At 69.4% G+C, this 21804-nt stretch carries 22 protein-coding genes and 1 tRNA gene; 15 read left to right on the top strand and 8 right to left on the bottom strand.

Annotated features, from left to right (window positions below; genetic code table 11):
* Positions 1 to 348: 348 nt before the first annotated feature.
* Positions 349 to 1374 carry a DUF885 domain-containing protein gene (locus QSU92_RS04375; protein WP_289264965.1) on the top strand — a complete coding sequence of 342 codons (1026 nt, stop codon included), beginning with the start codon at positions 349 to 351 and terminating at the stop codon, positions 1372 to 1374.
* Between the two features lie 21 nt (positions 1375 to 1395).
* Here QSU92_RS04375 and QSU92_RS04370 read toward each other — a convergent pair whose 3' ends face one another.
* The 4 genes from QSU92_RS04370 to QSU92_RS04355 are packed head-to-tail and all read right to left on the bottom strand — an operon-like array spanning position 1396 to position 5332.
* Positions 1396 to 2409 (bottom strand): LLM class flavin-dependent oxidoreductase, encoded by a 1014-nt coding sequence (locus tag QSU92_RS04370; RefSeq protein ID WP_289264964.1) that lies wholly within the window; start codon positions 2407 to 2409, stop codon positions 1396 to 1398.
* Positions 2406 to 2765 carry a TIGR04076 family protein gene (locus tag QSU92_RS04365; RefSeq protein WP_289264963.1) on the bottom strand — a complete coding sequence of 120 codons (360 nt, stop codon included), beginning with the start codon at positions 2763 to 2765 and terminating at the stop codon, positions 2406 to 2408. The genes QSU92_RS04370 and QSU92_RS04365 overlap by 4 nt, the downstream gene beginning before the upstream one ends.
* Positions 2766 to 2795: 30 nt before the next feature.
* Positions 2796 to 4052, bottom strand: coding sequence for an amidohydrolase family protein (locus tag QSU92_RS04360; protein ID WP_289264962.1), 1257 nt, complete (start codon positions 4050 to 4052; stop codon positions 2796 to 2798).
* The gene (locus QSU92_RS04355; RefSeq protein ID WP_289264961.1) at positions 4049 to 5332 is read right to left on the bottom strand and encodes an isochorismate synthase; all 1284 of its coding nucleotides are present in this window, start codon (positions 5330 to 5332) and stop codon (positions 4049 to 4051) included. The genes QSU92_RS04360 and QSU92_RS04355 overlap by 4 nt, the downstream gene beginning before the upstream one ends.
* A gap of 57 nt (positions 5333 to 5389) precedes the next feature.
* Here QSU92_RS04355 and QSU92_RS04350 point away from each other — a divergent pair, with 57 nt between their 5' ends.
* The 6 genes from QSU92_RS04350 (at position 5390) to QSU92_RS04325 (ending at position 10552) form a co-directional block, all read left to right on the top strand.
* Positions 5390 to 5938, top strand: coding sequence for a DUF402 domain-containing protein (locus QSU92_RS04350; protein ID WP_289264960.1), 549 nt, complete (start codon positions 5390 to 5392; stop codon positions 5936 to 5938).
* 122 nt (positions 5939 to 6060) lie between these two features.
* Positions 6061 to 6750 carry a class I SAM-dependent methyltransferase gene (locus QSU92_RS04345; protein ID WP_289265817.1) on the top strand — a complete coding sequence of 230 codons (690 nt, stop codon included), beginning with the start codon at positions 6061 to 6063 and terminating at the stop codon, positions 6748 to 6750.
* A 24-nt stretch (positions 6751 to 6774) separates the two neighbouring features.
* Complete coding sequence (locus QSU92_RS04340) at positions 6775 to 7830, top strand: polyprenyl synthetase family protein (protein WP_289264959.1); 1056 nt, start codon at positions 6775 to 6777, stop codon at positions 7828 to 7830.
* Between the two features lie 52 nt (positions 7831 to 7882).
* Positions 7883 to 9256: an FAD-dependent oxidoreductase gene (locus tag QSU92_RS04335; RefSeq protein WP_289264958.1), complete on the top strand. Its 1374-nt coding sequence runs from the start codon at positions 7883 to 7885 to the stop codon at positions 9254 to 9256.
* 67 nt (positions 9257 to 9323) lie between these two features.
* The gene (locus QSU92_RS04330) at positions 9324 to 9509 is read left to right on the top strand and encodes a hypothetical protein (protein ID WP_289264957.1); all 186 of its coding nucleotides are present in this window, start codon (positions 9324 to 9326) and stop codon (positions 9507 to 9509) included.
* Positions 9510 to 9544: 35 nt separating this feature from the next.
* Positions 9545 to 10552, top strand: a complete 1008-nt coding sequence (locus tag QSU92_RS04325; RefSeq protein ID WP_289265816.1) for an alpha/beta hydrolase — start codon at positions 9545 to 9547, stop codon at positions 10550 to 10552.
* Here QSU92_RS04325 and QSU92_RS04320 read toward each other — a convergent pair.
* The 3 genes from QSU92_RS04320 to QSU92_RS04310 are packed head-to-tail and all read right to left on the bottom strand — an operon-like array spanning position 10546 to position 12502.
* Positions 10546 to 11574 carry an NADPH:quinone reductase gene (locus tag QSU92_RS04320; RefSeq protein WP_289264956.1) on the bottom strand — a complete coding sequence of 343 codons (1029 nt, stop codon included), beginning with the start codon at positions 11572 to 11574 and terminating at the stop codon, positions 10546 to 10548. The genes QSU92_RS04325 and QSU92_RS04320 overlap by 7 nt on opposite strands.
* Before the next feature lie 38 nt (positions 11575 to 11612).
* Positions 11613 to 11996: a DoxX family protein gene (locus QSU92_RS04315; RefSeq protein ID WP_289264955.1), complete on the bottom strand. Its 384-nt coding sequence runs from the start codon at positions 11994 to 11996 to the stop codon at positions 11613 to 11615.
* 17 nt (positions 11997 to 12013) lie between these two features.
* On the bottom strand, positions 12014 to 12502 hold the full coding sequence (locus QSU92_RS04310) for a YajQ family cyclic di-GMP-binding protein (protein ID WP_289264954.1): 489 nt from the start codon (positions 12500 to 12502) through the stop codon (positions 12014 to 12016).
* 319 nt (positions 12503 to 12821) lie between these two features.
* Between QSU92_RS04310 and QSU92_RS04305 the strand changes: the two genes are divergently transcribed.
* The 4 genes from QSU92_RS04305 (at position 12822) to QSU92_RS04290 (ending at position 17555) form a co-directional block, all read left to right on the top strand.
* Complete coding sequence (locus QSU92_RS04305; protein ID WP_289264953.1) at positions 12822 to 14075, top strand: sugar ABC transporter substrate-binding protein; 1254 nt, start codon at positions 12822 to 12824, stop codon at positions 14073 to 14075.
* Between the two features lie 97 nt (positions 14076 to 14172).
* Positions 14173 to 15786: an ABC transporter permease subunit gene (locus tag QSU92_RS04300; protein WP_289264952.1), complete on the top strand. Its 1614-nt coding sequence runs from the start codon at positions 14173 to 14175 to the stop codon at positions 15784 to 15786.
* Position 15787: 1 nt separating this feature from the next.
* Positions 15788 to 16756, top strand: a complete 969-nt coding sequence (locus QSU92_RS04295; protein ID WP_289264951.1) for a sugar ABC transporter permease — start codon at positions 15788 to 15790, stop codon at positions 16754 to 16756.
* Between the two features lie 4 nt (positions 16757 to 16760).
* Entirely contained in the window at positions 16761 to 17555 is a 795-nt protein-coding gene (locus tag QSU92_RS04290) for a hypothetical protein (protein WP_289264950.1), read from the top strand.
* Between the two features lie 3 nt (positions 17556 to 17558).
* Here the strand turns inward: QSU92_RS04290 and QSU92_RS04285 are convergent, their stop codons facing one another.
* On the bottom strand, positions 17559 to 18326 hold the full coding sequence (locus QSU92_RS04285) for a class I SAM-dependent methyltransferase (RefSeq protein WP_289264949.1): 768 nt from the start codon (positions 18324 to 18326) through the stop codon (positions 17559 to 17561).
* A gap of 330 nt (positions 18327 to 18656) precedes the next feature.
* Here QSU92_RS04285 and QSU92_RS04280 point away from each other — a divergent pair, with 330 nt between their 5' ends.
* From QSU92_RS04280 to QSU92_RS04265, 4 genes are all read left to right on the top strand, one after another.
* A complete protein-coding gene (locus tag QSU92_RS04280; RefSeq protein ID WP_289264948.1) occupies positions 18657 to 19157 on the top strand; it encodes an FBP domain-containing protein in 501 nt (166 codons plus the stop codon).
* Positions 19154 to 20068: a carbohydrate kinase family protein gene (locus QSU92_RS04275; RefSeq protein WP_289264947.1), complete on the top strand. Its 915-nt coding sequence runs from the start codon at positions 19154 to 19156 to the stop codon at positions 20066 to 20068. Before QSU92_RS04280 ends, QSU92_RS04275 begins: the two co-directional genes overlap by 4 nt.
* A 108-nt stretch (positions 20069 to 20176) precedes the next feature.
* Positions 20177 to 20258: transfer RNA gene (locus tag QSU92_RS04270), tRNA-Tyr, on the top strand.
* Between the two features lie 97 nt (positions 20259 to 20355).
* Entirely contained in the window at positions 20356 to 21747 is a 1392-nt protein-coding gene (locus QSU92_RS04265; RefSeq protein WP_289264946.1) for a DUF2252 domain-containing protein, read from the top strand.
* The last annotated feature ends 57 nt before the right edge of the window (positions 21748 to 21804 follow it).

The raw sequence follows: 21804 nt of genomic DNA, 5'->3' as shown, positions 1-21804 counted from the left end.
CGTGCGGTACGCCGTCGAGGGCCTGACAGTTACTGCGGATGCCGCGGGCGAGGCGCTGCTGCGCCGGATCGAAGCGGTACCGGCCGCCACCCGCCAGTACATCGACAGCCTCCGCTGGGCGCGCGAGAACACCGCGCGGTTCACCGGCGGAGGCGTGGCGCCCGTGAGGCAGGCTCGACACGCTCGCCGCGCAGGTCGAGCGGTGGGTCGAGACCGACTGGTTCGGCGGGGTCCCCGTCGATGGCGCCGTGGACTCCGCCGCCCGTGCTCGGCTCCGCGCCGCCGGCGACGCCTCCGCCGACGCCCTGCGCGAGCTCGTCGGGGTGCTGCGCGACGAGCCTGCGACCCGTGGCACCGACGGTCGACGGGGTGGGGGCCGAGGTCTATCCGAGCATGGCCGCGGCGATGCTGGGCGCCTCGATCGACCTCGCCGAGACGTACGCGTGGGGGTGGGCCGAGCTCGCCCGGCTCGTCGCTTCGTCGCGCGAGCTCGCCGCGACCCTCGGGGGCTCGCCGCTCGAGGGCGCGGGAGACGATCCGGTGCGCACGGCCGCCGCCCTTCTCGACGTCGACCCGCGCTACCGGCTCGACGGCATCCCCGCCATCCGCGCGTGGCTCCGCACCCGCGTGACCGAGACGACCGCCGCGCTCGCCGACGCCTTCGATCTGCCGCCGGCCGTGGATCGCGTGGAGTGCGTCGTCTCCGAAGCATCCAGCGGTGTCGTGTACTACACCCCGGCCCCGCCGGACGGATCGGCCCCCAGCCGCATCGTGTGGACGATCCCGAGCGGCATTCCGGTCGCAGCCAGCTGGCAGGAGGTGACGAGCGTCCATCACGAGGGTCTCCCCGGCCATCACCTGCAGTTCGTCGTCACCGCCTCCGATGCGGGGCTTCACCCCTGGCAGCGACACCTCTGCCACATCCACGGCTACGCCGAGGGCTGGGCCCACTACGCCGAGCAGCTCTCGGACGAACTCGGTCTCATCCGCGATCCCGCCGAACGGCTCGGGCTGCTCCTCGGGCAGATCTGGCGCACGGTGCGCATCGTCGCCGACATCGGGCTGCACACCGGGTGGCCGGTGCCCGGCGGCGTGATCGTCCCCGCGCAGCCCTGGACACCCGAGCTCGCGCGAGATCTGCTCGAGCGTTTCGCGCTCGTCGAGCCGGCGCTCGCCGGATTCGAGGTCGACCGCTACCTCGGCTGGCCGGGGCAGGCGCTGGCGTTCCGCGTCGGCGCGCGACTGTGGACGCAGGCTCGCAACGCACGCGAGGTCGTCGACGGCGGGGCCTTCTCGCTGCGCCGATTCCACCGTGACGCGCTGGCACTCGGTCCGATGGGTCTCGATCCGCTTCGCGAGCGCCTGCTGGGCTGAGAGGATGCCGCGGGCGGTCGGTCAGTTCGCGAGCTGCGGCAGCACCTCGCGCCCGAGGAGCGCGATCCCCTCGGCCGGCACCCGTCCGTGAGGGGTTCCGAACTCGATCCGGTCGACGCCGGCATCGATGAGGAGATGCGCCTGGCGCGCGATGTCGTCGGGCGTGCCGGCGAAGGCGAACAGCTCCAGCACGTCGCGGGGAACCAGGCGTCCCGCGCCCTCCTCGTCTCCCTCGGCGAGCCGGGAGCGGATGCCGGGGAGCAGCCCCTCGGGAAGATCCACGGTCGGGTCGAGGGCGGCGATCACGTCGAGGTACATCGCCACCTCACGGCGGGCGAGCGCCCGGGCGGCATCGCCGTCTCGATCGACGACCGTCACCGCGCCGAGCACGACGCCGACCTCTGCCTCGGCACGGCTCGCCTTCTGCGCGCCGGGACGGAGTCGCTCGCGCACGACCTGCACCATCGCCGGGTTCGCCGAACCGCCGATCTTGATCTCGTCGGCGATCTCACCCGCCAGGGCCATGCCTCGCGGACCCCACGAGCCGATCAGCACCGGCGCCTGCGTGCGCACCACCGGATATCGCAGCCGTACGTCGGGTTCCAGACGGAACACCCGGCCGTCGTACCCTCCACCCGCACCGCTCAGCAGGGCCTGGATCACCCCGGCGGCATCGCGGAGGGCCGTGATCGGCCGCTCGGGCTCGAGTCCGATGGCCTCGAGCCATGAACCACGGGCGAGGCCCAGGTACGCCCGACCCCCGGAGGCGTCGTCGACGAGCGCGAACTGACCTGCGATCTCGTAGGGATGGAGGGTGAAAGGGTTCCAGCACGCACATCCGAGCCGGATGCGGGAGGTGGCGCCGGCCATCTCCAGCAGTGCGGCGATCGGAGGCTGGTAGAGGAGATCGGAGAAGACGCTCACCCCGTCGAAGCCGAGGTCTTCGGCCAGGCGTGCGAGCGCCCCGTACTCGCCGAGGCGCTTGTCGGTCTGCAGACCCAGGCTCACCTGCACACGGCGCGAGACGCCGCTCACGTGAGCTCGTCGGTCGGGATGGAGCGGATGCCGGTGCGCTCGATCCGCATGATCAGACGCTCCTCGGGGTCGGGGCAGGCGACGAGGTCATCCCTCTCCAGCCAGTCGCCCGCCGGAAGCTGCCGCTGCTTGGCCGGGAGCAGGGGGAGCACCGCCTGGAGGGCGTAGAGGCAGAAGTGACCGCCGTCGGGAAGGCACAGCCGGCTGCTCTCGACGAGGTCGATGTGATCGCCCACCGCCATGCCGCAGACCGACCGGCCCTCGATGCGTTCGACGACGACCCGGAGGTCGTACAGATCCGAGGTGGCGCCGTCGCCACTGTCGGAGGGGGGCTCGGGCGGGTTGGCGGTGCTCATCTCCCTCATCCTGTCAGTCGCTCGCGTGTCTCACTTCACGGCGCCGCGGACACGGCCGCGGTCGTCGCGGACGACGACGCCGCCCTTCATGACCAGATCGAGGTCGCGGAGTGCGGAGACGTCGGCGGTCGGGTCGCCCGGCGTCACGACGAGATCGGCCCACGCGCCCGGAGTGAGGGTGCCGAGCTGACCCTCCGCGCCCAGCCAGCGGGCGGGGGCCGCTGTCGCTGCTCGGACGGCGTCGGGGGCGGCCAGGCCGCCCGCCTGCATGTGCTCGAGCTCGCGCACGACCGCGCTCGTCCCCTCGAAGTTCCAGAACGGAGGCATGTCGCTGCCGAGGAGCACCTCGACGCCGGCGTCGAGCGCGTGGCGGTACGAGGCCATGTGACGCGGTCCCGCGCCGAGAGAACGCTGCTGCATCCATGCCGGCACGCCGAGGTCGTCGAAGAACGCGCTCGCCCGGGTGACCACGAGCGTCGGCACGAGCGCGGTGCCGTGCTGGGCCATGAGGCGCGCGACCTCGGGTGTGAGCTCGTACCCGTGCTCGACGCAGTCCAAGCCCAGAGACACCGCTTCGGAGATGATCGCGGCGGGCCCGGCGTGGGCCGTGACCTTGCGGCCCCAGGAGTGGGCGGTCGAGATCGCCGCGGCCATCTCCTCGCGGGTGAGCTGCGGCGTCGTGATCTCCTCGTGCTCGCCGGCGATGCCGCCCGAGATCATGAGTTTGATGAGGTCGGCGCCGGCCTTGACCTGCGACCGGACTCCTCGCGCGAACGCGTCGGCCCCGTCGCACTCGAGGGTGTCGTCGCTGTCGAATCCGTGGCCGCCGGTGCAGCACAGCGCGCGTCCCGCGGTGTAGATGCGCGGGCCCGGCACGTGCCCGGCGGCGATCGCGCGGCGCAGCGCGAAGTCGGCGCCGCCCTTCTCGGCGACGCAGCGCACCGTGGTCACCCCCGACAGCAGAGTGCGGCGCGCGCCGTCTGCCATGTACAGCGAGAGCTCGTGCGGGCTGAGGCTGCTGACCGCGTCGCCGCCCGCTCCCGGGAGGGACAGCGAGAAGTGCGTGTGCATGTTGATCAGGCCCGGCATGACGAAGGCGCCGTCGAGGTCGATGACCCGCTCGGCCCCGCTCATCGCGTCATCCGGTGTCGTGACCCGCGCGATCCTGCCGTCCTCGATGACGAGGGCGATGCCTTCGCGAGGTTCGCGTTCGACGCCGTCGATGAGGTTCAAGCCCACCAGGGCGGCGTCGCCGCGGGTCGGAAGCGAAGGGACGGCGCCGCTCATGCGAGGGCGTCCACGATCGGACGGAATTTCACGCGTGTCTCCAACAGCTCTGCCTCCGGGTCGCTGCCGGCGACGATTCCCGCCCCGGCGTGGGCGACGACGGAGATCCCGTCGCCGTGGGTGTCGATCGCGTCGAGGCCGAACTGCGCGCACCGCAGCGCGATCGCCCATTCGCCGTTGCCGGACTGGTCGACCCAGCCGACGGGTCCGGCGTACCGTCCCCGATCGAAGGGCTCCAGGCGACGGATGACGGCGAGGGCTGCCTCTGTGGGAGAGCCGGCCACCGCGGCGGTGGGGTGCAGGGCCGCGACGAGGTCGAGCGAGGACGCGCCGTCATCCAGAGTGCCCTCGATGTCGGTGGCCAGGTGCCAGACGTTGGGGAGCTTCAGGGTGAAGGGCTGCTCGCTCGAAGCGAGGGCGCTGGTGTGGGGGCGGAGGGAGGACAGCACGCTGTGGGCCGCGTACCGGTGCTCGTCGAGGTCCTTCGCGCTCGTGGCGAGCGTGAGGGATGCGGCGTTGTCGGCGTCGGCGTCGGCCCCCCGGGCGCGCGTGCCGGCGAGGACGCGGGCGGTGACCGTGCCGTCGTGCACCGTCACGAGGGTCTCGGGGCTGGCTCCGATGAGACCGTCGACCGCGAAGGTCCAGCAGTCGGGGTAGTCGGTCGCAAGGGCCCGGACGAGGCGGCGGAGGTCGGCGTCGTGCGGCACCGAACCGACGAGGTCGCGAGCGAGCACCACCTTGCCGATCTCTCCAGCGCCGATCGCGGCGACAGCGTCGCGGACCGCCGACTGGTACCCCTCGTGCGTCATCCGACCGGGACCCACCGCGCCGGGCCAGTACGGTCCGAGACGGTGCGGGAAGGGCTGGGTCGCCGCCTGGTCGGCGGTGCGGATGGTGGTGATCCAGCCGCGTCCGCCTCGGCGGCCGACGATGACGCGCGGCACGATGAGCACGCTCGATGCTGCCGAGGCGGCGGTGAAGCTGAACGCGCCGAACGCCACCAGGCCCGTCCCGGGAACGCCGACCGCATCGTCGACCTGCGCCTGAGACGCCACGTCGCGCCACGCGTCGGCGAGGCGGACGACGCGTGCGTTGCGCGATCCGGCGCTGGATTCCTGGCCGCCGGGCTCCTGGAGTCTCAGGGCCTCGCCGAATCCGGCGATGCCCTCGGCGCGGCGTACCCAGCACAAGGGTGACTCGGCATCGGCGAAGGGGAGAAGCTCCTCGACGGGGTCGATCGGAGAGGTCTCGACCACCAGCCGGGGGAGGGGGGAGATCACGGCTCCACTCTAGATCCGGGCGCCCGGGGCCGGACGGCGACGCCGTATATTGACGAGGTGACCGACGCCCCGTCATCCACCTTCCGGCCTGAGATCGGACAGCGCGTGCGCTTCCGCTGGCGCAAGTGGAACGGCGGGGTGCACTGGGAGCACGACTGCGTCTACCTCGGCAGCGACCGGTGGGGCGACTGGGTCGGCCAGCCTGCGGGCTGGATCAGCGAGCGGCCCGGACGGCAGATGGTGACGCGTCAGGCGTGTGTGATGCTGCTGCCTCCGAGCGGGGAGTACGCCTATACCCGCAACGCGGATCCGAACCGGACGCAGATCTACATCGACCTGGCGTGGGATGTCGGCTGGCAGGACGGCGCGCCGGTCGGTGTCGACATGGATCTCGACGTGGTCAAGCACACCGAGCGGGGCATCTACATCGACGACCGCGATGAGTGGGACGAGCACCGGGTCGCCTACGGCTACCCGCGCGACATCGTCGCGCGCCTCGAGTCGCTCGCGGTCGACCTCGAGCAGAAGGTGCGCGCGGGCGTCGCGCCCTTCGACGAGGCGACGCCCGCGCACTGGCTGTCTCGGCTCGAGGCCCTGCACCTCTGAGGACGGATGACCGGCGACGGTCCGGTCTGCCCAGACGGCGACGCGCTTAGACTCGACCCGTGACGACCGATCGCGAGCCCAACCGCGCCGACCTCGGAAAGGATCCGCGGCGCGTCAGCGGCATGTTCGATCAGGTCGCGCGCGGCTACGACCGGACGAACACCGTGCTGAGCCTGGGCAACGACCGGATGTGGCGTGCGGCGACGACCCGCGCCGTCTCGCCGCGGCCGGGCGAGCGCATCCTCGACCTCGCCGCAGGCACCGGCGCCTCGAGCGTCGCACTCGCCAGGAGCGGAGCCGATGTGGTCGCCGCCGATTTCTCTCCCGGAATGATCGCCGAAGGCGAGCGCCGTCACGGAGCGAAGGCGCCGGGCGGCGGCATCCGGAATCTGTCGTTCGTGCAGGCGGACGCGACCGATCTGCCCTTCGGCGATGCGGACTTCGACGCCGTGACGATGTCGTTCGGTCTGCGCAATGTCAACGATCCGAGGAAGGCCCTGCGAGAGCTGCTGCGGGTGACCAAGCCGGGCGGGCGCATGGTCATCTGCGAGTTCTCGCGGCCGCCCTCGGGCGCTTTCAATCGGCTGTACCGCTTCTACAACGACCGCGTGCTGCCGACGGTGGCCAAGGCCGTGAGCTCCAACGCCGAGGCGTACGACTATCTCAACGAGTCGATCCGCGACTGGCCCGATCAGCGCACGCTGTCGGCCTGGATCCGCGAGGCGGGGTGGACGGATGTCGCGTTCCGCAACCTGTCGATGGGAATCGTCGCTCTGCACCGGGGCCGCAAACCCCCGGGCGTCCGCCTCTGATCCTCGCGCCGCTAGGCTGGATCCGTGACTCCTTCCGCTCCCGGCTCGCCGATCACCGGTCAGCTGAGCCTGACCGAGCGGGTCTTCGCCGGGCCTGGGGCTCGTCGCCTTCTCGCGGCGGTGGAGGACGGCCTCGCGCGCGTCGACGAACACCTGCGCAGCGAACTGCGCGTGACCGACGCGCTCGCCAACGCCACCAGCCGCTACCTGTACAACGCCGGCGGCAAGCGCGTGCGACCCACTCTCGCGCTTCTCACCTCCCAGCTGGGCGACGGCGTCACCGGCGAGGTCGTCGAAGCGGCGTCGGCGCTGGAGATGACCCATCTCGGCTCGCTGTACCACGACGACGTGATGGATGTCGCGGACAAGCGTCGCGGTGTGCCCGCCGCCCACGCGGTGTGGGGGAACAATGTCGCGATCCTCACGGGCGACCTGCTCTTCTCCCGAGCCAGCCAGATCATGGCGCGGCTGGGAGAGCGCGCCATCCGCATCCAGGCCGACACCTTCGAGCGTCTGGTGCTCGGCCAGATGCACGAGACCGTCGGCGCCACCGAGGACGACGACCCGGTGGAGTTCTACCTGCAGGTGCTCTCGGACAAGACCGGCTCGCTGATCGCCGCGGCCGCGCAGGCCGGGGTGATCTTCTCCGACGCCGATCCCGCCTTCGAGCGTCCCATGGTGGTGTTCGGTGAGAAGGCGGGCGTCGCCTTCCAGCTGCTCGACGACGTGATCGACCTCTCGCCCGACCCCGGTGAGACCGGCAAGGTGCCCGGTACCGACCTGCGCGCCGGCGTGCCGACGATGCCGTTCCTGCTGCTGGGGCGACGACGAGACGCCGACGCGGTGCGACTGCGCGAGACGATCGACGAGGGGGTGGAGCGCATCGCCGACGGCGCCGACCCCGCGATCCTCGACGGCCCCCTGGCTGAACTGCGCGAGCACGAGACGACCGAGGCCACGCGCGAGCTTGCGCACCGGTACTCTCTTGAAGCGATCGATGCGCTCGAGCCGCTGCCCGAAGGGCCGGTGCGCGAGGCGCTGACGCGCTTCGCGCGCGCGGTCGCCGATCGCGCGAGCTGACCGGCGACCTCTCCGGGAGGGCCGCGGCGCGGCATCCGTCAGAAAGGACTTCATGACCAAGCTCAGGCTTGCCATCGTCGGCGCAGGACCCGCCGGCATCTACGCCGCCGACATCCTGCTCAAGGCGGAGCGTCGCTTCGACGTCTCGATCGATCTGTTCGAGCAGCTGCCCGCTCCTTACGGACTGGTGCGCTACGGAGTGGCTCCCGATCACCCGCGCATCAAGGGCATCATCACGGCGCTGCGCGAGGTGCTCGATCGGGGTGACATCCGCATCTTCGGCAACGTCCGCTTCGGCGAGGACATCACGCTGGACGACCTCAAGCAGCACTACAACGCGGTGATCTTCGCCACCGGGGCGGTGCGCGACACCGACCTGCGGATCCCAGGCATCGACGCCGAGGGTTCCTACGGCGCGGCCGACTTCGTGAGCTGGTTCGACGGGCACCCCGACGTGCCGCGCACCTGGCCGCTCGATGCGGAATCGGTAGCCGTCATCGGGAACGGCAACGTCGCCCTCGACGTCTCGCGCATGCTCGCCAAGCACGCCGAGGATCTGCTCCCGACCGAGATCCCCGACAACGTCTACGAGGGCCTGAAGGCCTCGCCGGTGACCGACGTGCACGTGTTCGGCCGACGGGGCCCCGCACAGGTGAAATTCACCCCTCTGGAGCTTCGCGAGCTCGGTGAGCTGCGCGATGTCGACATGGTCGTCTACGACGAGGATTTCGACTACGACGAGGCATCGAAGGACGCCATCGCGAGCAACAAGCAGGTGATGGTCATCGACCGCGTGCTGCAGGCGTGGCGCAAGCGCCCGAGCGTCAACAACGCCGGGGGCGAGGCGTCGCGTCGCCTGCATCTGCACTTCTGGGCGAAGCCCGTCGAGGTGAAGACCGACGAGAACGGCAGGGTGTCGGCGTTCGTGTACGAGCGCACCCGCCCCGACGGCGAGGGCGGTGTCGTGGGCACCGGCGAGATGCGCGAGGTCGCCGTGCAGGCGATCTATCGCGCGGTCGGCTACTTCGGGTCGCCGTTGCCGGAAGTGCCGTTCGACAAGCGCCACGGGGTCATCCCGAACCACGAGGGTCAGGTGCTCCGCACGGATTCCAATGAGCGCGTCCCGGGCGTCTACGCGACGGGATGGATCAAGCGCGGACCGGTGGGCCTGATCGGCCACACCAAGTCCGACGCGATGGAGACCGTCCGTCACATCATCAACGACCAGGGTTCCTGGTGGCAGCCGAGCGATCCGTCGGAGGAGGCCATCCCGGCGCTGCTGGAATCCCGCGGCGTTGCGTGGACCGATCTCGACGGCTGGCACCGTCTCGACGAGCATGAGGTGGCCCTCGGCGCGCCTCATGGCCGGGCACGGATCAAGGTCGTGCCGCGCGACGAGATGATCTCGGTCTCGCGCGGGGAGTAGTCGCCTGCGGCACGGGCTGCGACCCGGATAGGCTGGGGGGAGTTCCCCTTCACCAGGAGGTCACCTCATGCTGATCGCGCTGTACATGATCCTGCTCGTCGGCGGGATGTGGATCCTGGGCGTGAGCTTCAACTTCCCCGATTTCGGCGCGGTCCTGTTCGCCGCCGGTGTGCTCATCATCTGTGCAGCGGTGGCGCTGCCGGTGACGCTCAGCCGCCACGAGAACCGCGACTCCAACCCCGGTAACTGGTAGCCGCTGAGTCGGTGACCCGACGCTGGGCCGATCGGATGACCGAGGGCTGGGTGCCGGATGTCCTCGGGCCGCCGTTCGAGCGGCTGACGCTGTCGCTCCCCGACGACGATGAGGGCGCGGTCGTCGCGACGCTGGTGCGGCTGCTGCCTCGCCGCTCGCTGGTGGATTTCTTCACGGGAGGTCCGCGGCCCTTCGCCGACGTCGATGTGCTCTACGTCCACGGCTGGTCTGACTACTTCTTCCAGACGCGTCTGGCCCGGTTCTGGGCCGAGCGAGGCGCGAGGTTCTACGCGCTCGACCTCCGGAAGTACGGCCGGAGCCTCCGTCCCGGCCAGACACCGGGCTACATCGGCGACCTCGGGGATTACGACGCCGACATCGCCGCAGCGTTGACGGCGATGGGGCGGGAAGCGGATGGCACGGGGGAGCGCCGGCTCGTGCTGTTCGGGCACTCGACCGGTGGACTCACGCTGAGCCTGTGGGCCGCACGTCATCCCGACGCGGCGGCTGCCGTCGTCCTCAACAGCCCGTGGCTCGAATTCCAGCTGAGCGCCTCCGTGCGGCAGGCGATCACACCGGTGCTCGACATCCACTCCCGCCGTCGGCCGCTGGATCTCTGGCCGCAGGTGGACGGAGGCTTCTATGCGCGGGCGCAGGCGGAGGTTGCCGATGCCGATGACCCCGTGCAGGTGGATCCGGCGTGGCGGCCGGAACGCAGCCTGCCCGTGCACGTGGGGTGGATGCGGGCGATCGTCGCGGGTCATGCGGCGGTCTCGAAGGGCCTCGGCATCTCGGTACCGGTGTGCGTGCTGCTGTCGGCGCGAAGCGTCGCGCCGACGCGGTGGGATGACGAGCTGACCCGCGCCGATTCGGTGCTGGTGGTCGACGACATCGCGCGCGCGGCGCTCAAGCTCGGATCGTCGGTGACGATCGAGCGGATCGACGGCGCGTTGCACGATGTCTTCCTGTCCCGCCGCGAGGCGCGCGCGGAAGCCTACGAGCGGATGGAACGGTGGACTACGGCGATGCTCAGTCGTCACTGATTGTCGCCGGAGACGTCGATCAGGACCTTGCCGATCGCGCCGTTCTCCACCGCGTCGTGCGCCGCTGCGGTGTCGTCGAGGTCGAACCACGTGAGGGGGAGCCCCGCGCTTTCGCCGACGGGAAGTGCCCCGTCGCGAAGCGCCGCGGTGATGTCCTCGGCGGCCGCCGTCAGCGCACGCTCGCCCACGGTGTACATGAGCAGGCCTTGGATGCGGACGTTCTTCGCGAAAGTGGGCAGGATGGCGATCGTTGCCTCGTCGCCACCGTTATTGGCGTAGTAGGCGATGCTTCCGTGATTGCCGATGACGTCGGTGTCAAGTGCGAAGTTGTCGGCCGGCGACACCTCGACGATCTGTTCGACTCCGCCAGGAGCGATCTCGAGGATGCGACGGGCGACGTCTTCGCTGTTGTAGTTCACGGTGTGGTGCGCGCCCGCGTCCTGGGCGAGCGCGGCCTTCTCGTCGCTGGAGACGGTCGCGATGACGGTGGCCCCCGCCCACCGCGCCAGCTGGATGGCCGCATGGCCGACGGCGCCTGCGCCGCCGGCAACGAGAACGGTGCGCCCGGCCAGCGCGCCGGGGGAGAGGCGGGCGGGACCGTCCTCGTGGATCGTGAGGGCGCGATGGGCGGTCATCGCCGGAACGCCGAGACTGGCGGCGATGTCGAAACCGACGCCTTCCGGGAGGGCAACGGCACGCTCGGCAGGAACGACGGTGTATTCCTGGGCGGTTCCCGTCGGTCGCTCGTGCTGCGCGAGATAGAGCCAGACGCGGTCGCCCACGGCGGGCGAGTCGACCCCGTCGCCGACGGCGTCGACGACGCCGGCGCCATCCTGGTTGGGGATGACCTCACCGAAGGTCGCGGCGGCAGCCCCGTTCCGACGCGCCTTCCAATCTGTGGGGTTGACGCCGGAGACGGCGACGCGGATCCGCACGTCGCCAGGTCCTGGCTGCGGGAGGTCTCGCTCGACGGCGGTGAGGACAGAGGAGTCGCCGGTCTGGGAGTACACGATCGATCGCATGGAGTCCCCAACGCGCGCGCCTCCCTCGCCCATTCCCATCAGCGGGTAGCCCATAGTGCCCACAGGATGAGGACGGGTTGGAGGAGCAGTCGGTTGAATCGTGCGCGGTCGGTCCGCAGCATCGGGGCGGAGCGGCCCGTGCGCCACTGGTGCATGTTGCCGGGGAAGACGGCCACGAAGAACGCGGCGACCAGCCACCCCACGCTGCGTTCCCGGGGAATGGTGGCGACGGCGCCGGCGAGCAGGAGTTCCGCGACGCCCGAACTCACGACGATGGCGTCTTTGCTCAGGCCGGTCGTCCGTGTCGACCAGTCGGGCACCACGATCCGGTATCCCCTCCGACCCCAGGTGAGATGAGAGATCCCCGCAGCCGCAAGGAGTGCGGCGAGGAGCCATCGTGCTCCTGAGCGCCAGAATTCCACAGACCGGGATCCGCCGCTTACCGGTAGTTGACGAACTGCAGGTCGACGTCCAGGTCGGCGGCCTTCAGCAGGCGCTGGACCTCCTGCAGGTCGTCGCGAGACTTCGACTGCACGCGCAGCTCGTCGCCCTGGATCTGCGACTTCACCGACTTCGGACCTTCATCTCGGATGATCTTGCCGATCTTCTTGGCATTGTCCTGCGAGATGCCTTCCTTGAGCGTCGAAACGATGCGGTATTCCTTACCGCTCGCCGTCGGCTCTCCGGAGTCGAGGCTCTTCAGTGAGATGCCGCGCTTGATGAGCTTGGTCTGGAAGACGTCGAGCACCGCCTTCGCGCGCTCCTCGGAGTTCGCCTTGATGAGGATCGACTCGCCGCTCCATTCGATGGACGCGTCGGTGCCCTTGAAGTCGTAGCGCTGCTCGACCTCCTTCCGTGCCTGGTTCAGCGCGTTGTCGGCTTCCTGCCGATCGATTTTCGAGACGATGTCAAAACTTGAGTCGGCCATGCCGGGAGTCTAGCGAGCCCTCCGCGCCACCATCCGGGAGAGCGTCGGAGATCGCATCGTCGCCTGCGACGAAATCTCGGTGACGACAACATTTGAAACTGTAGATGTAAGCGCTTCCAAACAGGATGGACTGGCCGGTCGTTGTGTGTTCGACACAATTGCAGCGCGGGAACGGTCACAGGATGGTATCGACCGACCGGGCGGGATTGCGAAGTGCGCGCGACTGACGCAAACTGTAAGCGCTTGCAACACGAGCTGGCGACAAAGGAGCCGCCTCCCGCGGACCGGTCGCCCTCCCCAAAGAAAGAGGCGAACACCGATGAAGGTGATGAACAAGCGTGCGCTGGGTCTCAGTGCATTCCTGGTCGGCGGGGCCGTTGTGCTCGCCGGCTGCGCGGGCGGCGGCGGTGGCGAGAGCTCCGGTGGCACCGACAACGGCGGCGACTCCGGCGCAGCCGAGAACACTCTGACGGTCTGGGTCGACGCCGATCGTGAGCGCGCCCTGCAGGATGTCGCGACCGCCTTCGAGGAAGAGAAGGGCATCGCCGTCGACCTCGTGGTCAAGGAGTACGAGGACATCCAGCAGGACTTCATCACCCAGGTCCCGAGCGGTGAAGGCCCTGACATCACGATCGGTGGCCACGACTGGACCGGTGCCTTCGTGCAGGACGGCGTCGTCGCGCCCGTCGAGCTCGGTGACAAGGCGGCCGAGTTCGAAGAGGTCGCCATCGCGGCCGTCACCTACGACGGCAACACCTATGGCCTGCCCTACGCGATCGAGAACATCGCGCTCGTCCGCAATGCCGACCTCGTTCCCGAGGCGCCCACCAACTTCGACGACATGATCGCCAAGGGCACCGCGGCCGGCACGGAGTACCCCTTCGTGGTGGGCCTGAACCCCCAGAACTCCGACCCGTACCACCTCTACCCGTTCCAGACCTCCTTCGGGAACTCGGTCTTCGCCCAGAACGCGGACGGCTCGTACGACGCCGCAAACCTCACCATCGGTGACGAGGCTGGTCAGCAGTTCGCGACGTGGCTCGGCCAGCAGGGTGCCGCGGGCGTGTTCAACCTCAACCTCGACGGCGACCTCGCCAAGGAGGCCTTCAACGCCGGTCAGGCGCCGTTCTTCCTCACCGGCCCCTGGAACATCGCTGACGCGGTGGACGCCGGCGTCAACGTCGCCGTCGACCCGATCCCGTCGGCCGGTGGCGACACCGCCCGCCCGTTCGCCGGTGTGCAGACCTTCTTCCTCAGCTCGCAGTCGGAGAACGCCCTCGCGGCGAACGAGTTCCTCGTGAACTACATCGCGACCCCCGAAGTGCAGACCGCGCTGTTCGAGGCCGGTGGCCGTGCCCCCGCGCTGACCGAGTCCTTCGAAGCCGCGCAGACCGACCCGATCGTCGCGGGCTTCGCCGCGGTCGGAGCCGAGGCCGTGCCGATGCCGAGCATCCCGCAGATGGGTGCCGTGTGGGACGACTGGGGCACCACCGAGGTCGCCATCATCCAGGGTTCCGACCCGGTCTCCAGCTGGACGACCATGGCCGAGAACATCCAGGGCAAGATCGGCTGATCGCCTTCGGCGGGGGTGTCGCTCAGGCGGCATCCCCGCCGAACCCCTTTTCTTCGACAGATCGACCGTGCCGTCGATCGTCCGCCAAGGAGCCTCGATGACGATTCCGACACTCGACACCGACGACCGCGCATCCGATCGTCGAGCCGATCCGGCCACGGAGAAGCGCCGCCGCCGCGCTGCGGCTTTCGCCGACGCCGCCTCTGCCGGCTGGAAGGTGTGGCTGTTCAAGATCGTCGCCCTGGGCATCGTGGACGCGATGGCGATCTATGCGATCCTCGTCCTCGTCGTCCAGGAGCAGTGGGTCATCGCGGTGGCCATCGCGGTGGGCGTCGTCGTCCTCAACGCGATCTACCTCATCCCGGGACTCCTCCCGGCCAAGTACCTCGCACCCGGTCTGGTGTTCCTCTTCATCTTCCAGATCTTCGTGGTGCTCTACACCGTCTACATCGCGTTCACCAACTACGGATCGGGGCACAACTCCGACAAGGAAGACGCGATCACCTCTCTGCTTCAGCAGTCGCAGACGCGTGTGGCGGACTCCGCGACGTACCCCGTGCAGATCGCCTCGCGCGACGGGGAGTTCTTCCTCGTCGTGGAGGACCCCGAGACGGGCGACCTCAGCGTGGGCGGCAACGAGCTGCCGCTGGAGTCGATCTCCTCGCCCGAGGCGGCGGGCTACGACGTGCTCGACTTCTCGCAGATCCTCGCCAACCAGGCCGAGATCGGCGCACTGGCCGTACCGCTCGACGACGACCTGAACGACGGCTACCTGCGCACCACCGACGGTTCGAACGCTTACCTGTTCCAGTCGAGTCTGGAGTGGGATCCCGTCGCCGACACGATGACCAACACCGAGACGGGCGTGGTCTACCGTGACATCGGCACCGGCGCGTTCACCGCCGACGATGGAACCGAGATCCTCCCTGGATGGCAGGTGTGGGTCGGCGGGGAGAACTTCGTCCGCGCCGTCACCGAGGAATCCATCCGAGGCCCGTTCATCGCGGTTCTGATCTGGACCTTCGTCTTCGCCTTCCTCTCGGTGGCGACCACCTTCGTCCTCGGGCTCTTCCTCGCGGTCGTCTTCAACGACCCGAAGATGAAGAGTCGCAAGTACTACCGCGTCATCCTCATCCTCCCGTATGCGTTCCCGGCGTTCCTGTCGGCCCTGATCTGGGCGGGCATGTTCAACCAGGACTTCGGCTTCATCAATCAGGTCCTGCTCGGCGGCGCCTCGATACCGTGGCTGCTCGACCCCATACTGGCGAAGGTCGCGATCCTGATCGTCAACCTCTGGCTCGGTTTCCCCTACATGTTCCTGGTGTGCACGGGTGCGCTGCAGTCGATCCCCGATGACATCCAGGAGGCGGGTCGCGTCGACGGCGCGGGAGTCTGGCAGGTCTTCCGCCACATCAAGTTCCCGCTTCTGCTGGTCTCGGTCGCCCCGCTGCTGATCTCCTCCTTCGCGTTCAACTTCAACAACTTCAACATCGTCTACATGCTCACCAACGGCGGGCCGAGATTCGCCGACGCGTCGATCAACGTCGGTGCCACCGACATCCTGATCTCGATGGTCTACAAGGTGGCCTTCGTCGGCGCCAACCGCGATTACGGGCTCGCGAGCGCGTTCTCGATCATCATCTTCATCCTGGTCGCCGTCATCTCCTACGTGAGCTTCCGACAGACCAAGGTCCTCGAGGAGCTGAACTGAGATGGCACTGAACTCCAACCCGTTGACGTCGCAGCCCGCCCCGGCTCTTGCGGAGGCGCTCGCCGACGATCGCCGCGGGGCGGCCGCGGCGGAGAAGGCCGCCCCCGCGCCGCGCCGGCCCTTCGGCCGGTGGTTCCGTGAGACCGGGTGGCGCCACATCATCGGCATCGTCATGCTGCTGTTCTGCGCGTTCCCGCTGGCGTACGTGCTCTCGGCGTCGCTGAACCCCGGCGGCACGCTGCTGACGGCGAACAGCCTGTTCTCCACCTTCGATCTGGGCGCGTACTTCCGGCTGTTCGAGAACCCGTCGCAGCCTTACGGCGCGTGGTTCGTCAACACCCTCGTGATCGGGCTCGCCACCGCGTTCGGAACGGTGCTGCTCGGCGCACTTGCGGCGTATGCGTTCTCGCGCATGCGGTTCACGGGCCGCCGGTTCGGCCTGCTCACCCTGCTGCTGGTGCAGATGTTCCCGCAGCTGCTGGCGTTCGTCGCGATCTTCCTGCTCATGTCGGCGATCGCCGACATCTTCCCGGCGCTCGGACTGAATTCCCAGCTCGGGCTGATCATGGTCTACCTCGGCGGCGCGCTCGGCGTGAACACCTACCTCATGTACGGGTTCTTCAACACCGTGCCGGCGTCCATCGATGAGGCGGCGAAGATCGACGGTGCCGGTCACGCGCGCATCTTCTTCACGATCATCCTGCGCCTGGTCGCTCCGATCCTCGCCGTCGTCGGGCTGCTGTCGTTCCTGGCGACGACGAACGACTTCGTCATCGCATCGGTCGTGCTCTCCGACCCCGACAAGCAGACCCTCGCCGTCGGTCTGTACCAGTTCGTCTCCCAGGAGACCGCGCGCAACTGGAGCGTCTTCGCCGCGGGCGCGGTGCTGGCCGCCATCATCCCCGTCGCGCTGTTCCTTGCGCTGCAGCGCTTCATCGTCGGCGGCCTCACCGCCGGCAGCGTGAAGTGACCGGATGACGGTGCCCGCCGATCTCGCGCGATTCACCACGCTGAGCCGCGGCCTCGCAGCCGGGGTGGAGGGGCACGACGGATTGATCGGCCTCGTCCTGCTCGGCTCGGCATCGGACGACGCGGCTCACCGTCGCGACGAATGGTCCGATCACGACTTCTTCGCCCTGATCGCCGACGGCCGCGGGCAGGAGGTCCGGCACGACCTGACATGGCTGCCCGATCAGGACCGGCTCGCCGTGATCGCACGCGAGGGCGAGATCGGTTTCGTCGCCGTGTACGACGACGGGCAGGTGTTCGAGTTCGCCTTCTCGGAGGCCGCGGAACTGGACGGCGCGGTCGCGGAAGAGGCCACCGTCGTCGTCGACGACGACCGGGGCACGACCGCCGATCTCATCGCTCGCGCCCGCGCGAACGCGGCGGCGCGGGATCGGTTCGACCCTGCCAACGACGCCGCACTGGTGTTCATCAAGCTCCTGCTCGGTACCGGCCGGGCCCGTCGCGGTGAGGTGCTGAACGCGGGCCAGTTCGTTCGCGGTTCCGCGGTCATCCATCTCGTGCGTGCGATCCGCGGCCGCTTCGGTGACAGGTCGACGGCCCGCCGAGACGGCATCGACCCGCTTCGCCGATTCGAGTGGGACTTCCCCGAGTGGGGCGCCCGCATCGCCGAGGCGGCGTCGACGCCGGTGGAAGACGCCGCGCGCGGGCTGTACGCACTGGCCCGCGAGATCCTCGAGCCCGGCTGGGACGCGTTCCCCGTGCGCGCGGCGGACGCCGTGGCCCGCCGACTCGGATTCTGAGGATCAGGTGCGGGAGACCACGCGCCAGCGGAAGGTGTTCCTCAGCTCGTAGCCGCCGTCGGGCTTCTGGAACGGTTCCGCCGCGGTCTCGATGGCGGCGGAGAGCGCGTGGATCGTCGCCTCATCCTCGCCGAGCAGCACCGTCGCCGCGAGCTGGTCGGCGTCGGCGGCCCGTACCCCCACCTGGACCTCGCCGTGCGAGACGCGCCGGAATCCCGCGGCATCCAGAACGAGATCCAGAGCGGATGGATGCGGCGGCTCCGCTCCATCCGACGTGGCGTCGACCTCGGAATCGGACCCGCGTGTGTCGGGATCCAGCGCCACCTCGAGGGCCCGCTCGACGACAGCGAGGTCATTCCGGCCGGTTCTGCTCCATTCCGCAACACCGAGCAGGCCGCCGGCTCGCAGCACGCGCGCACACTCGCGGACGGCCGCGTCGAGGTCATCCGTCAGGTGGAGGACGGTGACAGCGGTCACGACGTCGAACCAGGCATCGGCGAAGGGGAGGGCGGCAGCATCCGCTTCTCGCGCGTCCCCGCGCCGAGCGGCGATCGCGACCATCGCCGGCGAGGAGTCGACTCCGATCGCTCGTGCGCCGACTGCGCCGAGCTCGGCGAGGAACTCGCCCGAACCGCAGCCGACGTCGAGCACGCGCATCTCCGGGCCGATGGCGCACGCGGCGATGAGCGCCTGACGCGCGGGCGCCGACACTCCGCCCCACCGCGCGGCCCAGCCCTCCGCGAGGGCGGACCACCCATCGTCGTGTGTCACGGGCGCCACCTTATCCTTCGCGCCCCGTCGGGTCCGTCGCTCATCCTTCGCGACCCGTCGAGATCCGTCGTTCATCCTTGCGACCCGTCGATGTCTGTCGCTCATCCTCCGCGAACCGTCGATTTCTGTCGTCTGCGAGTCCGGTGGGCCGCAATATTCGACAGGTCGGAGTGAGGAGTGGAGGAGTCGTCCGGAGTGAGGAGTGGTCGGAGTCGTCCGGCGTGGCGAGTGGACGAGGTCGTCCGTCGTGAGCGACTCGCGCGAGGGGGCGGCCCGCCCGCGGGTGGTCAGAGGTTCGTAGACTGTCCCGAGACCAGGCGAGGAGAGTGCATGAGCCCGCTGACCGAGGACGACATCCAGACGTCGTTCGTGAATGCCCGTCCCGACGAACTGCAGGTGATGGCCCTGCCGAACGACTTCGTGCTTACCGACTGGGATCATCTGGACTTCCTGGCCTGGCGCGACCCCCGCACCCGGGGCCGCGGGTACGTGATCGCCGAGGTCGACGGTGAAGCCGTCGGTGTGCTGCTGCGCGCCGCCGAGGGCACCTCGTCGGCCCGGTCGGCGATGTGCAATCTGTGCCACACGATGCAGCCGGCCGATCAGGTCGCGCTGTTCACGGCGCGCAAGGCAGGTGAGGCGGGCCGCAACGGCGACAGCGTCGGCACCTACATGTGCGCCGACCTGTCGTGCCACGAGAACGTGCGGCTCGCCGCCCCTCTCGCGCCGAGCGAGATCCGTGCGAGCGTCGACCGGCGCATCGACGGAACCCGTCGCCGCATCGAGGCATTCGTCGAGAGCGTCGCCCAGCACGCGCGGAGCCGGTCGTGAGCCGCGCCGTCGTCATCGGCGACGCCCTCATCGACGAGCTGCGCGACGACCACGGCGTCCGGGAGTTCGTCGGCGGCGCGGCCCTGAACGTGGCTGTCGGCCTCGCACGCCTCGGCGTGCCCGCTACCCTCATCGCGATGGTCGGCGACGACGAAGCAGGCGGTCGCATCCGGTCGTACCTCGATGATTTCGGGGTCGAGCTGCTCGCAACCCCGTCGCCGCGCGGCTCGTCGCGCGCGGTGAGCACGCGCAGCGGCGGGGGCGAGCCGACCTACGTCTTCAACGATGCCGCCCAGCACCGCGCCGTGCACCTCGGGGAGGCCGAGCGGGCCGCCCTCGACGCGGCATCCGTCACCGCGATCAGCTGCTTCCCCTTCGACGACGTCGCCCAGACGCTCGCGCTGTCGCAGGCGGTGCGCGCGTCGGGTGCCCCACTCGCGATCGACGTCAACCCGCGGGAGGGGATGATGCACGACCGCGCGGAGTTCGTCCGCGGCTTCGAGCAGCTCGCCGCGGGCGCGACGCTGGTCAAGATCGGCGAAGACGACGCCGAGCTGCTCTACGGGGAACCTCTCGACGCCCTGCGCGCGCGCCTGATCGACGCCGGCGCCGCCGCGGTGCTCGCCACACAGGGCCGCGCGGGCGCGACGGTCGAGGCTGGGGCGGATGTCGTCACCCGCCCGATCTCCGACCTGCCAGGCCGCGTCATCGACACCATGGGGGCGGGGGATGCTGCCTTCGCGACCGTCATCGCCGCCATCATCGACGGCGTCCCCGCGGATTCCGAGGCATGGGGCGATGCGCTGCAGAAGGCCATGGATGTCGCTGCCGCGACCTGTCGCTTCGAGGGCGCGCTCCTGCGCCTCCCCTCGGCGCTGACCGCTCCCGACCTCGATCGCCTGGGAACCTGAGGATCGCAGCGGGCGGCATCCCGTGTGGATTTTTTCGACGCCCGCCGGGGGTCTAGACTTGTTTCTCGCGCCTCCGGTCGACTGCACAAGCCGGGCGGGTGCGCACTTGGCGAGTTACCCAAGCGGCCAAAGGGATCTGACTGTAAATCAGCCGGCGTAGCCTTCGGGGGTTCGAATCCCTCACTCGCCACCCCGAGAGCCCGGCTTCGGCCGGGCTCTTTCCCGATTTCGGGGTCCCTCTCGCGACAACCCCCACACCGCCGGCCCCATCGCGATAGCCTGCGCACATGGGCATTGGCGAGCGATGGTCACCCGCGAGCGAAGCCGGGCGCCTCGTTCGCAAGCGCCTGCCGCGGCGAGACTTGGCCGACCTCGTCCTCCCCGCCGACAGGGATCCGGTCGGCGTCCTGGAAGATCAGCACGCATCCCGCCTTCAGGATCTCGTGCCCGTGCGTGTGGGACGGATGCTGCAGTCGCCGTTCTCGTTCTATCGGGGTACGGCGGCGATCATGGCGGCCGATCTGCGCGACGCGCCCAGCACCGAGCTCGAGGTCGTCTCCTGCGGCGACGCGCACATCTCGAACTTCGGCTTCTTCGCCTCCCCGGAACGCGCGCTCGTGTTCGATCTCAACGACTTCGACGAGGCGGGTGTCGCACCATGGGAGTGGGATGTCCGCCGCCTCACGACGAGCGTCTACATCAGCGGCCGGGACATCGGGTTGAGCGAGGACGGATGCCGCGATGCGGCCTTCGCCGCTGCCGACGCGTATCGCGAGATGCTTCGGAACTTCTGCAGTGTTTCGAGCAGAGAGCGCTACTACACCCGGGTCGACACTTCTTCCGTCGCCCGTCATCTCGGAAAGAAGGGCGAGCAGACGGTCCGCAAGGCGGCCAAGAAGGCGCGCGCCCGCACGTCCGAGCGGGTCCTGCAGCGCCTGACGACGATCTCGGTCCACGGCGGCATCCGGATCGTCGATCAACCTCCCGTTCTGCGCCACGTCGACCACGCGACCCTGGGCGAGGTCACCGACCTCTTCACCCAGTATCGAACGACCCTTCGCGAGGACATCGCGTTCCTTCTGGAGCAGTATCGCGTGGTCGATTTCGCCCTGCGGGTCGTCGGTGTGGGCAGCGTCGGCACCCGTTGCTACCTCATCGCGGTCGAAGGGCCCACGGGCGACATCCTGTTCCTGCAGGCCAAGGAAGCGCCGCCGTCCGTCTTGGCGACCTATGGTGGCCGACCGTCCCTCGTCCCCGGCCGCCCCGGTGTGACCGACATCGTCGAAGGCCACCGCGTCGTCGCGGCACAGCGCATTCTGCAGGCGAATTCCGACCCGTTCGTCGGATGGATCCGCGGCTGGGCCGGCGACTCCGCCGAGCGTCACCGCGTGGACTACTACTGGCGGCAGTTCCGTGACATGAAGGGTTCGATCGAGCCGGACACGCTCAACCCCGACCAGTTCCGCTCCTACGGTGCACTGTGCGCCTCTCTCCTCGCCCGGGCGCACGGGCAGTCGCCCGCCGCCACCGCGATCGTGGGTTACCTCGGTCGATCCGAGGAGTTCGCCGAGGCGACCGCATCCTGGTCAGCCGCGTACGCCGATCTCGCCGAGGCCGACTTCGAGCAGTTGCGCCGGGCTGTCGCATCGGGTCGCCTTCCCGCTGAAACGGGTGTCTAGCCGGAGAGGCGTCTTCTCCTCGGTCTGCGCCCGGCCGCCTGACACCTCCGCCCTCGC

The sequence above is a fragment of the Microbacterium sp. ET2 genome (assembly GCF_030347395.1).
GTDB classification, from domain to species: domain Bacteria; phylum Actinomycetota; class Actinomycetes; order Actinomycetales; family Microbacteriaceae; genus Microbacterium; species Microbacterium albipurpureum.
This window is presented reverse-complemented; position numbering and strand designations above follow the sequence as displayed.